The following is a 12677-nucleotide window of genomic DNA, read 5'->3' as shown; positions in this document are numbered from 1 at the left end:
TTACCGGCTCCACCAGTGGGCGGCCACCAGCTCCGCCACCAGCGTCTCCGTCAGCAGGGCCACGTCGGCGTCCTCCTCGTGCCGGTAGTGGACCGCGGCGGCGGCGTCCTTGACGTCCGCGCCCACGGTCAGGACGGTCGAGCCGCGCTGACGGACCCAGTCCATGGCCTGCTCGTCGTAGCGGGAGCCGGGGTAGAGGATGGCCCGGTAGTCGAGGGTCTTGGTGAGGTAGACGTCCACGTGCGACCAGTCGCCCGCCTCGCAGGCGTCGGCCGGGCGGCGCGGGCCCTCGCGGAACATCAGGGCCGACTGCTGGGCCGACGACAGGCGCTCGGCGGGGGCGATCGCGTAGACGCCGTGCGGGCCGTCGAGCAGTTCCAGGGCCGTCGGGAGCCAGTCGTCCCGGCGGTCGAGGAGGTCGGCGGTGGCCTCGGCGCTGCGCCGCACCAGGGCGGCCACGTCGCGCCCGGAACCCGTCAGGCGCGACTCCAGCGCGAGCAGGAGGGCGAGCGTGTGCTGGAACGTCCGGCAGGCCACGCCGCCGCGTTCCTGGCCCGCGAGCATCGGGACCACCAGGTCGGCGTCCTGCGCGATCGGTGAGTCGGGGGCGTTGGTGAGCGCGGCCACGAACGACTCACGGCCCGTGTAGCGCGCCACGGCGTCCAGCGTCTCCCGGCTGCCGCCGGTCGCCGAGATGGGCACGACCAGCGTCTCCGGCCCCGGCGGGAAGGTCGCCGGGGCGGAGGCGTACTCGGCGTACGCGTCCACGCCCGCGGCCCGCAGCCGCAGCGCGGCCACCCCCGCGGCGTAACGCGAGCTGCCCATGCCGAGGAAGAGCACCCGGCGGACGCCCTCCGGGAGCGCGTCGAACGGGTCGGCCGTGTCCAGCGCGTCGGCCAGTGCGGCCAGGGCGGCGGGCTTGGCCTCCAGATCGGCCAGGTAGAGCTCGGGGTTCATGGGGTCTCCTCTTGATGTCCGGCCTGGTAGCGGGCGGGGGTCATCGGGTGTCGTCCTGGTACCAGGCGCGCAGGACGCCCATCGGGGCGTAACGCCAGCGGGGCAGGTGGCGGGCCGCGTAGATCAGCTCGCGGCACTCCTGCTCGATCTCGAACGGGCGCAGCAGCGACTCGTCCAGCAACTCCGGCCTGCCGCGCTCGGCCAGCCGTGCCCGGTAGGCGTCCAGCGTCGCCGCGCGTGCCTCCCGCGCCCAGGCGGCGGCCCGGTCCGCCGGGACGCCTCGCCGCTTGACGGCCACCTGCGCGACGTGCTCCAGGCTCGTGGTGAGCTGGGCCACGTCCCGGGCGGCCGGCTGGTACGGCTCGGCGTCGGTGACGGTCGGGTTGCCGTCGAAGTCGATCACGGCGTAGCCGTCGCGCCACTGGAGGATCTGGCCCACGTGCAGGTCGCCGTGGATGCGGATGAGGGGAGTGGTGACGCCGTCCCGTAGCGGGGCCAGCCCGCGCCTCAGCTCCGCGGCCTTCGCCGCCAGCCACCGGCCGTCCTCGCCGTCGGTGAGGGTCAGCGCCTCGTCAACGGCCCGCGCCGCCCGATCGGCGACGTCGCCCGCCGCTGTGCCCTCTTCTGTGCCCGCCACTGTGCCCACCGCTGTGCACGTAGAGGGGCGCAGGGTGGACAGGGCGAGGTGAAGGTCGGCGGCGAGGCGGCCGAGGTCGGCGGCGAAGGCGGTGCGGGCGGCCTCCGCCTCGTCCACGCACCACTCCCAGCCGTCCCTGGCGCCGGGGAGGTAGCCCGTGGCGAGCGCCAGGAGGTTCTCCTGATCTCCGTCCACGCAGGTGAGGGCGGCGTACGGCGGAGCGGTGTCGTTGAAGCCGACCTCAACGAGATGGGCGAGGATTTCCGGGGCCGGATGCGGCATCGCCACCGGCGGCGTGAGCCATTTGACCACCACCTGCTCGCCCACCACGACCGAGTAGTTCGTCTGGTCCACGTGTTCACCGAAATCTCGTTCATCGGGGGCCCCAGTGTGGAGTTCGCGACCTTCGTACGAGAAGGTTGGCAGGGCACGGAACCGGTGGACGGCGAACGGCGGCGGCACCTCGGTGTCGGAACGTGCCAGGCCGGCGAGGAGCGCGGTGGTGAGCCCGCGATCCCGGGCGGTGAGGGGGTTCTCACCGAGAGAGGTCAGCCGCGTCCATATTGAATCCGGATTCAACACTGTGATCAAACTTCCTGGTGACAATGTCCGGAAAAGTCTTGCCCATGTTGATTTCTGCTGCAACACTCCTGGTCTGGTCTGCCGTGCACGGTTGATCGCGCCCCCTCGTCCATCGCAATTCAGAAGGAGTAGCGGACGTGTTCCGTACCCGGATCACCCGTCGTCTGCCGGCCGTCGTCGCGGTGGCCGGCCTCGCGCTCGCCGCAGCGGCGTGCGGCGGTGAGTCGTCGAACAGCGCGGAGACCGCGCCCCAGGCGACGGCTGACCAGCTCAACCCGAACGCCGACCTGTCGAAGCAGTCGCTGAGCATCACGGTGTGGGATGGGTACACGCCCAAGGAGCTTCCGGAGAAGGTCAAGGAGAAGCTCAAGGTCTCCGACATGAAGATCGCTCTGCACGGCACCAACGAAGAGGCGATGACCAAGCTGACCGCCAACGGCGACAGCGGCATCGACGTGGCGTTCGTGTCGGGCCAGTACGCGCAGGCGCTGAACGCGCAGGGCCTGCTGGAGCCGATCCACCCCGAGCTGATCCCCAACCTGGCCAATCTCTACCCCGAGGCCACCCAGCTCTCCTACGACAAGGGCAACAAGTACTCCGTCCCCTACACCTGGGGTACGACCGGCATCTGCTACCGCAGCGATCTGGTGAAGTCGCCGCCGACGAGCTGGAACGACATCCTCAAGCCGCCCTCCTGGGCCGAGAAGAAGGTCACGATGATGACCACGGAGCGCTGGCTGGCCCTGCCCGCGCTCAAGTCGCTCGGCTACTCGGTCAACACCGACAAGGACGACGAGATCGCCAAGGCCAAGCAGCTCCTGATGGACGCCAAGCCGCACCTGCTCGGCTACGACGACACCACCTTCGGCGACAAGCTGAAGTTGGGCGAGGCCATGATGGTCGAGGCGTGGGACGGCTGGTGCCCCACCACCGACGAGAAGCAGAACATCAAGTTCGTGGTGCCGAAGGAGGGCAGCGACCTCTGGGTGGACACCATGGTGATCATGAAGTCCTCCAAGAACAAGGAGGCGGCGCACGCCCTGATCAACTACATCCTCGACCCCGCGATCCACAGCTGGGCGGCCGAGAACATCAACTACAAGGTCCCGAACAAGGCGGCCATGGACCAGGTGAAGATCGCCAAGGGTTCGCTGCTGGGGATCAAGCCGGCCGAGTTGCTCAACGGTGAGTCGATCATCGACCTGGGGCAGGCGTCCACGAAGTTCACCCGCCTCCAGACCGAGGTCGGGGCGAAGTAGAAGTAGAAGTAGAAGTATTGCAGTGAAGGCAGAAACCGAGGCCAGGCCGGCGTCCCCCTCGGGGGACGCCCGGCCCGCGCGCGGGAAGCGTGGCCGGAAGGCGGGCCGGCCTGGAGGCCCCCTCGCCGCGGTCACCTTCCTGGCGCCCGGCCTGACATACCTGATCGTGCTGCTGCTGGTGCCGCTGGCGCTGGTGTTCAGCTACACGGTCTTCCAGCGCGGACGTTTCGGTGGCGTCGTCTACGAGTTCACCACCGAGAACTTCACCCGTCTGTTCGACCCGCTCTACCTGGACGTCGTCGGCAGCTCGCTGAAGATCGCCGGTCTCACCACGCTGATCGCGCTGCTGCTCGGCTACCCGACGGCCTACCTGATCGCCCAGCTGCCGCAGAAGTGGAAGACGATCGCGCTGATCGCGATCGTGCTGCCGTTCTGGACGAACTTCATCATCCGCGTCTACGCCTGGATCATCCTGCTCAGCGGGCCCGGCCTGGTGAACTCCGGGCTCAAGGCGTTGGGCCTGGGCCCGTTCGAGCTGCTGTACAACCAGGGGACCATCGTCACCGGCCTGCTCTACTCCTACCTGCCGCTGATGGTGCTGCCGCTGTACGCGACGATCGAGAAGCTCGACCCGCAGCTGCGCGAGGCGTCCGCGAACCTGGGCGCCTCGGCGTTCACCACGTTCCGCAAGGTGACGCTGCCGCTGACCGTACCGGGCGTGCTGACCGGCTGCCTGTTCGTGTTCGTGCCCAGCTTCGGCAACTTCGTCATCCCGGAGATGCTCGGCGGAGGCAAGACGGTGATGGTGGGCAACCTGATCCGCACCGAGTTCCTCAAGGCGCGCGACTGGCCGTTCGGCTCCACGCTGGCGCTGGCGCTCGTGGCGGTGCTGATCGTGCTGCTCGTCGTGCAGGCATGGGCGGCCCGTCGTGCGTAGGTTCAAACTGCTCCAGATCCCGTTCTGGCTGACGTACGTCTTCCTGTACCTGCCGATCGCGGTGCTGGTCGTGATGTCGTTCAACTCCGGCAAGTCGGCGTACACCTACGAGGGGTTCAGCCTCAAGTGGTACGGCGAACTGGCCCAGGACGAGCGCGTCTGGGACGGCCTGGTCAACACGCTGATCGTGGCGGCCGGCTCGACGGTGATCGCGACCGTGCTCGGCACGCTGCTGGCGGTCGGCCTGGCCAGGCACACCAGGTCGCGCGCGCTCGACGCGCTCGCGTTGATGCCCGCCGTGCTGCCCGATCTGGTGATCGCGATCGGCCTGCTGATCTTCTACGGCATGATCAAGCTGACGCTGGGGCTCTACTCGGTGGTCCTGTCGCACGCACTGTTCTCGATGGCGTTCGTCGCCGCCGTGGTGCGCACCAGGCTGACGAACGCCGACACCTCGCTGGAGGAGGCCTCCCGCGACCTCGGCGCGGGCCCCGTCACCACCTTCATGAGGATCACGCTCCCGCAGCTCGTGCCGGGCATCGTGGCGGGCGCGCTGCTGGCGTTCACGCTCTCGCTGGACGAGTTCGTCATCGCCTTCTTCACGATCGGCAACACCGAACAGACGCTGCCGATCGTCATCTACTCAATGATTCGTTTCGGGGTGACCCCGAAGATCAACGCGCTGGCCGCGATCCTGCTCCTGGTGAGCTTCACGGCGGTGATCGCCGGGCAGCGGATGACCAAGATCGGGGAGTCACGTGCTCAAGATTGACGGGATCACCCGCCGGTTCGGCGACGTCACCGCGCTCGACGGCGTCTCGCTGGAGATCGGGCAGGGCGAGTTCTTCGCCCTGCTCGGCCCCTCGGGCTGCGGCAAGACCACCCTGCTCCGCATCCTGGCGGGCTTCGAGACGCCCGACAGCGGCACGGTGACGCTCGACGGCGACGACCTGCTCGCCACCCCGCCGAACCGGCGGCCGATCAGCCTGATGTTCCAGTCGTACGCGCTGTTCCCGCACATGACCGTGGCCAGGAACGTCGCCTACGGCCTGGAGCAGGAGAAGCTGCCACGCCAGGAGATCAAGCAGCGCGTCGGCGAGGTGCTGGAGACCGTGGGCCTGTCGGCGCTCGGCGACAGGAAGCCCGCGCAGCTGTCCGGCGGCCAGCGACAGCGGGTCGCGCTGGCCCGCTCGATCGTCAAGCGCCCCCGGCTGCTCCTGCTGGACGAGCCGCTGTCGGCGCTCGACAAGAAGGTCCGCGCCGACATGCAGCTGGAGCTCAAGCGGCTGCAGCACGAGGTCGGCATCACCTTCGTGGTCGTCACCCACGACCAGGAGGAGGCCATGTCGCTCGCCGACCGCATCGCGGTCTTCGACACCGGCCAGGTCCGCCAGGTGGACGAGCCCGTCGCCCTGTACGAGCGGCCCCGCACCCGGTTCGTGGCCGACTTCGTCGGCGCCAACAACCTCTTCGAGGGCACGGCGGGCGGCGCCGACGCCCTCCTGACGCCGGACTTCGGCTCGCTCCCGGGCACCCCGTTGGAGGGTCTGGAGGACGGCGTCAAGGCGCTGCTGGGCGTCCGCCCGGAGAAGATCAGGCTGGGCGATACGGCGGCCTCGGACGGCCTCGACGGCAGCGTCCTGGACGTGAGCTTCTACGGCGGCGTCTCACACCTGTCGATCGACGTGCCAGGACACGTCAAGCCTGTGCTGGTGGCCGTCCAGGGGGCGAGCACCGTGCAGCCGGGGGCCCAGGTCAAGCTCCAGTGGGAGGCCGGGGACGCGGTCATCCTCCCGGTGGCTCAATGATCGAGGTCGTGGCCCGTCGCCGTGCGCGCGTAGGAGAAGATCAGCACTGCCGCCTCTTCCGGGCCGATGACCGGGTGCCTGGCGGTGATGCGGTAGCCGTAGGCGTCCTCCAGGGCCACCAGGTTGCGCGCGATCGTCAGCGAGTCGCCGCGCAGCGTGAACACCCCCAGCGCGGCCCCCGTGTCGAGGATCGACTGGTACATCGACACCTGGCGGTCGTACAGGGACGTGAGCAGCACGCCGTACACCCTGTTGCGGCCCGCCGCCCCGCCGAGCTCGTTGAGCAGCCGCACGTCGGGGTCGAGCGGGCCGGTCGGCAGCCCCGACCTGATCGTCTTGGCCAGCTTCTCCGCCGGGTCGGTGAGCGACGAGAGCTGGCGCAGCCGCTGCTCGTAGAAGCGCTCCATCCCGGAGTGCTGCGCCTCGACCAGCAGCTCGCTCAGGTCGGGGTAGTGGTAGAGCACCGCGCCGGAGGTCAGCCCGGCCTCCTCGGCCACGTGCGAGAGCTGCACGCCGTCGATGCCGTGGCGGATGATGGCCCTGCGTGCGGCCTCGATGAGGTCGAGGCGCCGGTCCGTACGGCTCTTGCGCTGGGCCATGCTCACCACCTTGTTTGTGCGTCGTTCAGGAAGCCGTGACCATAGTGCCTTGAAGTTGACCTTCCCGCTAGACAAGTATTTGAATTCCCCTTCAAAGCTGACGTCCCCCCGGAGTTGCTCGATGTCTCTCACCATCCTGTTCATGCCTGAAAGCGCCTACGGACCGACGAACAACAGCATCGGCATCGGCGACATCCTGCGCCGCCGGGGTCACCGCGTCGTCTTCGCGGCGGAGGCGTCGTGGAAGGGCAAGCTGGAAGCGCTCGGCTTCGAGGAGGACCTGGTCGACCTCGCCCCTCCGGCCGAGGACGCCGAGGAGCAGGACCCCGGCCAGTTCTGGAAGGACTTCATCCGCGAGACCGCGCCCGAGTACCGCAAGAGCACGCTCGAGCAGCTGGAGACCGTGACGAAGCCGATCTGGGAGTCGCTGATCGACGGCGTCAAGTACTGCGAGCCGCAGCTCAAGGAGATCATCGAGCGGGTCCAGCCCGACGTCATCGTCGAGGACAACGTGATCACGTTCCCGGCGCTGCTCACGGCGGGCAAGAAGTTCGTCCGCATCGTCTCCTGCAACCCGCTGGAGGTGCGCGGCGAGAACGTCGCGCCGGTCTTCTCCGGGCTGCCCGCCGACCACCGCGGCGAGTGGGCGGACTTCCGCGCCGAGTACGAGCGCACCCACCGCGAGCTGTGGAGCGCCTTCAACGAGTGGTGCGTCGAGCAGGGCGCCGAGCCGCTGCCCGACCTCGACTTCATCCACGAGGGCGACCTGAACCTCTACGTGTACCCGGAGATCCTCGACTACACCGACGCCCGCCCGCTGGGCGAGAGCTGGCACCGGCTCGACTCGTCGGTGCGCGAGACCGAGGAGCCGTTCGAGCTGCCGTTCACCCGCGGCGAGGGCGCGCTGGTCTACTTCTCCCTCGGCTCGCTCGGCTCGTCGGACGTGGAGCTGATGCAGCGGGTGATCGACGTGCTCGCCGGCACCCCGCACCAGTACATCGTCTCCAAGGGCCCGCTGCACGAGGAGATCAAGCTGGCCGACAACATGTGGGGCGCCGAGTTCCTCCCGCAGACCAAGATCATTCCGATGTGTGACCTGGTCATCACGCACGGAGGCAACAACACCACCACGGAGGCGGCGCACTTCGGCAAGCCGATGATCCTGCTGCCGCTCTTCTGGGACCAGTACGACAACGCCCAGCGGGTGGACGAGCTGGGCTATGGCGTCAGACTCTCGACCTACGGCTTCACGGACGAGGAGCTGACGGGGGCGCTTGACCGCCTGCTCGGCGACGCCGAGATGCGCTCCCGGTTGGCCGCCGCGGGCGAGGAGATCCGCCGCCGCGACGGCCTGCGCAAGGCCGCCGACCTGATCGAGCAGCTCGGCCAGTAGGAGCCGGGGCCGACCCTAGGAAAGAACCCCATGCGTGTAGTGATCAACCCCGCCACCGGCCTTCCGTGCGCCGAAATCCCCGACACCCCGGTCGCGGCCGTGGAGCCGGTCGTGCAGAAGGCGCGCGAGGCGTTCGCCGAGTGGTCGGAGACCACGCCCGCCGAGCGGGCCCGGCTGCTGCTGCGGCTGGCCGACCTGGTCGAGGCCGACGCCGAGGAGCTGACCCGGCTGGAGGTCGAGGAGACGGGCAAGCCCGCCGCCGTCTTCAGGGACGGCGAGCTGCCCTTCGCCGTCGACAACCTGCGCTTCTTCGCGGGTGCCGCGCGCTCGCTGGAGGGCTCGGGAGCCGGGGTGTTCAGCCGTGGCTACACCTCGGTCATGCTGCGCCGCCCGGTCGGTGTGGTGGGGTCGATCGCGCCGTGGAACTTCCCGTTCGTCATGGCCGTCTGGAAGGTCGGCCCGGCGGTGGCCGCGGGCAACGCGGTGGTCATCAAGCCGGCGCCGCAGACGCCGCGCACCACGCTCCGGCTGGCGGAGCTGTTCGCCAAGGCGGGCGCCCCGGCCGGGCTGGTGCAGGCCGTCACGGGCGACGCCGAGGTGGGCGAGGCGCTGGTCACCGACCCGGGCGTGGACATGGTCAGCGTCACGGGTTCGACGGAGACCGGCAGGGCCGTGATGACGGGCGCGGCCAAGACGCTCAAGCGCGTCCACCTTGAGCTGGGCGGCAAGGCTCCGGCGCTGGTCTTCGAGGACGCCGACCTGGCGGAGATGGCCCACGGCGTCGCCATGGGCGCCACCTACAACACCGGCCAGGACTGCACCGCCGCCACCCGGGTCTACGTGGCCCGTCAGGTGTACGACGAGGCGGTGGAGGCGATCAGGCAGACGCTCGTCGGCATCACCGTCGGCGACCCGTGGGACCCGTCCACCGACATCGGCCCGCTGATCTCGGCCGCGCACCGCGACCGGGTGCACGGCTTCGTCTCCCGCTCGGGCGGGCGTGTGGTGCACGGTGGCGCGCCGCTCGACGGGCCGGGCTTCTTCTACCCGCCGACACTGGTGGCGGATGTCGCACAGGGCAGCGAGATCGTCCAAGGTGAACTTTTCGGACCGGTCCTGGTGGCCTTGCCGTTCGACGGCGAGGACGAGGCCGTCCGGCTCGCCAACGACACGCGCTACGGGCTGGCGTCCTCGGTCTGGTCGCGTGACGTGGCCAGGGCGATACGCGTCTCACACCGCCTGGATGTGGGCGTGACCTGGGTGAACGACCACCTGCCCATCGCCAGCGAGGCCCCGCACGGCGGCGTCAAGGGCAGCGGGTTCGGCAAGGACATGAGCCAGGAAGCGGTGCAGGAGTACTCGGTCACCCGGCATCTGATGGTCAAGCACGCGGCGCCGGCGGAGCGGGACTCTTTCCGGCCAGCCTGAAATTACGCGCGGCGAAATGCGGCAACCATGGCACATTGGTCGCATTTGATGGGGTATGTCCGGTTGGCCGATCTGGTACGGGTTGTGTTCCAATTACCCAGCCCGACAGAATCCCATGCGCCCCAAGCGTGTCAGATTTTTTCGAGCACGTACCGGCGAGAGGTTGCGAGACTCAGTGAGGACGGAAAACCCCAGGCATACCAGGTCGGGGGAGTACACAGGCGGACTGTTCCGGCTGGGCAACTGGCGTGTGCGCTCCAGGCTGGTGGCGCTGATCCTGATCCCCACCGTCGTGGGTGTGCTGCTCGCCGGTGTCCAGTTGGCCAACGCGATCGGCACCAGCGCCGAGTACCGGCGGCTCACCCAGGTGGCCGAACTGGTCCAGCGCGTCGGCGCGCTGTCACACGAGCTCGGCAAGGAGCGCACGCTCACCGCGTGGTTCCTGGCCGACAACCGGCGAAGCGCCCGCATGGGCCCGCTCCGCACCCAGCGCGAGGCCGTCAACAGCGCCAAGAAGCGGGTGCTCGACTCGGCCGCCTTCATTGACGCCTCCCACTCCAGCCGAGTGCGCGAGAGCGTCGACAACATGCGGCGCTGGCTGAACGGCCTCGACGGCCTGCGTGATTCGACCTCGGGCCCGAGCGTGCCGCCCCGAGCCTCCATCCGCACCTACTCGACGATGATCGAGGTCCTCGCGGGCCTGCAGAAGGACCTGGGCGCCGGCGTCAGCGACGACCGCCTCCAGGGCGACGTGGCCGCACTCGTCGCGCTCCAGCGGGCCAAGGAAGAGGTCTCGCGCCAGCAGGTCATCCTGATCGTCGCCCTGATCGAGCGCGACCTCGACTACGACGACCTGTCGGACTTCCTCGGCTCGTGGAACAGGCAGCAGGCCGAGCAGGACGTCTTCATCCAGGAGGCCTCCGCCGCGGACCTCAAGGCCTACCGCAACGCCGTCAGGGGCCCGGAGATCGACCGCGCCGACGCCATGCGCCAGCGCGCCCTGGCCCAGCAGCGTGAGTACCACCGCATCAGGGACCTGGACATCACCACGCCGGGCCGCGACATCAACGTCTGGTTCGACAGCACCTCGCAGACCACCAACGTGATGCGCAAGGTCGAGGACGGCCTGGCCACCGGCGTCGTGGCCGCGACGCGTGAGCTGAGCGACACCGAGCAGCGCAACGCCATCATCTCCGGCGCCACCATCCTGGTCCTGCTGCTCCTCGTCCTGGTGTTCACCACGCGGGTCGCCGGCTCGCTGGTCCGCCCGCTGCGCAGGCTGCGGGCCGAGGCGCTCCAGGTGGCCACCAGCCGGCTGCCCGAGACGGTCCGTGTGCTGCGCGAGTCCGGAGACGGCGCCCAGGTGCCGGACGTCCCCTCGATCGGCATCAACACCCGCGACGAGATCGGGGAAGTGGCCCGGGCCTTCGACGAGGTCCACCGCGAGGCGATCAGGCTGGCCGGCGACGAGGCCAAGCTGCGCACCAACGTCAACTCGATGTTCGTCAACCTCTCCCGCCGCAGCCAGACTCTGGTCGAACGGCAGCTGCAGCTGATCGAGGGTCTGGAGCAGGGCGAGGAGGACGAGGACCGGCTCGCCAACCTGTTCCGCCTCGACCACCTGGCCACCCGCATGCGCCGCAACAGCGAGAACCTGCTGGTCCTCGCCGGCCAGGAGGCCGCGCGCAAGTGGAGCGAGCCGGTGCCGCTGGTCGACATCGCCCGCGCCTCGCTGTCGGAGGTCGAGAACTACGAGCGGGTCCAGATCCAGATCCCGTCGAGCATCTCGATCGTCGGCCCCGCCGTCACCGACGCCGTGCACCTGCTCGCCGAGCTGATCGAGAACGCCATCTCCTTCTCGCCGCGCGAGAGCAAGGTGCAGGTCAGCAGCTCGCCCACCGAGGGCGGGGTGCTGGTGTCGATCAACGACCTGGGCATCGGCATGGGCCCGGAGGAACTCGCCGAGGCCAACTGGCGGCTGGCGAACCCGCCCGTGGTGGACGTGGCCGTCTCGCGCCGCATGGGCCTGTTCGTGGTCGGCCGTCTGGCGCTGCGCCACGGTGTCAGGGTGCAGCTCGGGATGCGCGAGACCGGCGGCCTGAGCGCCCTGGTCGTGCTGCCCGACATGCTGATCGCCGGCTCGCAGCCGGACGTGCCGCAGCAGCGCAGCCAGTACGACGCGTTCACCACGTTCGACCCGAGCAGCCTGTTCGACCAGCCGGCGCAGAACAACTCCGGCGTCTTCGCCGCGCCGCCCGCCGTCGACACGCCGGACATCCGCAGCCATGACGACGTGCCCGTCGACACCCAGTGGCCGGGCACGCTGCCCGCCCCGGGAACCGCGGGCTGGTCGTTCGGCGACTCGCCTGCGCAGCAGGAGGAGCCGAGCTGGTCGTCGTTCGCGGACGAGCCGCCCAGGCAGCAGGACGAGCCCAGGTGGCCGTCGTTCGCCGAGCAGCCGCCTCCGCTGGACGAGCCGCGCTGGCCGTCCTTCGCGACCGAGCCGCCTCCGATGAAGGAGGAGCCGCGCTGGCCGTCCTTCGGCGACCTCCACCGTCCCGCCTTCGGCGAGGACCAGGCCCGTCCCGCCTTCGGCGAGGACCAGGCCCGTCCGGTGTTCGGCGAGGACCAGCCGCGTCCGGCGTTCGGTGAGGAGCCTCGCAGGTCGCCGTTCGCGGGCGAGGAGCCGCGCTGGCCGTCGTTCGGCGATCTGTCCAGGCCCGCGGCGGAGCCGCAGCAGAACGGGAACTCCACGTACAGCCCGTTCGGTCCCGGCGACTACTCCTCGCAGGACCTGACCGGCCCGCTCCCCGTGGTGCGCAGCTCGCCGATGGAGGACCAGAGCGACGAGTTCCTGCCGATCTTCTCCTCGGTCGGCTCCGACTGGTTCCGCCGGCCCGACCCGGAGGAGCTCAGGCCGCGTCCCGAACCGGAGCCGGAAGCGGTGCCCGAGGCTTCCGCGCCGCCGGAGGCGTCGGCCGCGCCTGCGCAGCGACCGGCGTTGCCGCAGCGCAGGCCCGGGCAGTCGGGCGCGGGCGCGTCGTGGTCGTCGCCCGCCGACAGCGGCTGGCAGGCGG

At 69.7% G+C, this 12677-nt stretch carries 10 protein-coding genes; 7 read left to right on the top strand and 3 right to left on the bottom strand.

The annotated features are described in order from the left end of the window. Window positions 1–957, bottom strand: a complete 957-nt coding sequence (locus tag ABZ297_RS17195) for an SIS domain-containing protein (RefSeq protein WP_355346354.1) — start codon at window positions 955–957, stop codon at window positions 1–3. A 40-nt stretch (window positions 958–997) separates the two neighbouring features. Then, a complete protein-coding gene (locus ABZ297_RS17190; RefSeq protein ID WP_355346351.1) occupies window positions 998–1948 on the bottom strand; it encodes a hypothetical protein in 951 nt (316 codons plus the stop codon). Between the two features lie 365 nt (window positions 1949–2313). Between ABZ297_RS17190 and ABZ297_RS17185 the strand changes: the two genes are divergently transcribed. The 4 genes from ABZ297_RS17185 to ABZ297_RS17170 are packed head-to-tail and all read left to right on the top strand — an operon-like array spanning window position 2314 to window position 6180. Beyond that, window positions 2314–3435, top strand: a complete 1122-nt coding sequence (locus tag ABZ297_RS17185; RefSeq protein ID WP_355346348.1) for a spermidine/putrescine ABC transporter substrate-binding protein — start codon at window positions 2314–2316, stop codon at window positions 3433–3435. A 22-nt stretch (window positions 3436–3457) separates the two neighbouring features. Further along, on the top strand, window positions 3458–4372 hold the full coding sequence (locus ABZ297_RS17180; protein WP_355346345.1) for an ABC transporter permease: 915 nt from the start codon (window positions 3458–3460) through the stop codon (window positions 4370–4372). Further along, window positions 4365–5144, top strand: a complete 780-nt coding sequence (locus ABZ297_RS17175) for an ABC transporter permease (RefSeq protein WP_355346342.1) — start codon at window positions 4365–4367, stop codon at window positions 5142–5144. The genes ABZ297_RS17180 and ABZ297_RS17175 overlap by 8 nt, the downstream gene beginning before the upstream one ends. Continuing rightward, complete coding sequence (locus ABZ297_RS17170) at window positions 5131–6180, top strand: ABC transporter ATP-binding protein (RefSeq protein WP_355346339.1); 1050 nt, start codon at window positions 5131–5133, stop codon at window positions 6178–6180. The genes ABZ297_RS17175 and ABZ297_RS17170 overlap by 14 nt, the downstream gene beginning before the upstream one ends. Here the strand turns inward: ABZ297_RS17170 and ABZ297_RS17165 are convergent. Then, window positions 6174–6779 (bottom strand): TetR family transcriptional regulator, encoded by a 606-nt coding sequence (locus ABZ297_RS17165; RefSeq protein ID WP_355346336.1) that lies wholly within the window; start codon window positions 6777–6779, stop codon window positions 6174–6176. The two genes, ABZ297_RS17170 and ABZ297_RS17165, sit on opposite strands and share 7 nt — an antisense overlap. Before the next feature lie 142 nt (window positions 6780–6921). Between ABZ297_RS17165 and ABZ297_RS17160 the strand changes: the two genes are divergently transcribed. From ABZ297_RS17160 to ABZ297_RS17150, 3 genes are all read left to right on the top strand, one after another. Continuing rightward, window positions 6922–8172: a nucleotide disphospho-sugar-binding domain-containing protein gene (locus ABZ297_RS17160; protein WP_355346333.1), complete on the top strand. Its 1251-nt coding sequence runs from the start codon at window positions 6922–6924 to the stop codon at window positions 8170–8172. 30 nt (window positions 8173–8202) lie between these two features. Next, window positions 8203–9600 (top strand): aminobutyraldehyde dehydrogenase, encoded by a 1398-nt coding sequence (locus ABZ297_RS17155; protein WP_355346330.1) that lies wholly within the window; start codon window positions 8203–8205, stop codon window positions 9598–9600. Between the two features lie 175 nt (window positions 9601–9775). After that, the coding region (locus ABZ297_RS17150) for a nitrate- and nitrite sensing domain-containing protein (protein WP_355346327.1) at window positions 9776–12677 on the top strand (2902 nt) is incomplete at its 3' end.

This window comes from Nonomuraea sp. NPDC005983 (assembly GCF_040614375.1).
GTDB lineage: Bacteria > Actinomycetota > Actinomycetes > Streptosporangiales > Streptosporangiaceae > Nonomuraea.
This window is presented reverse-complemented; position numbering and strand designations above follow the sequence as displayed.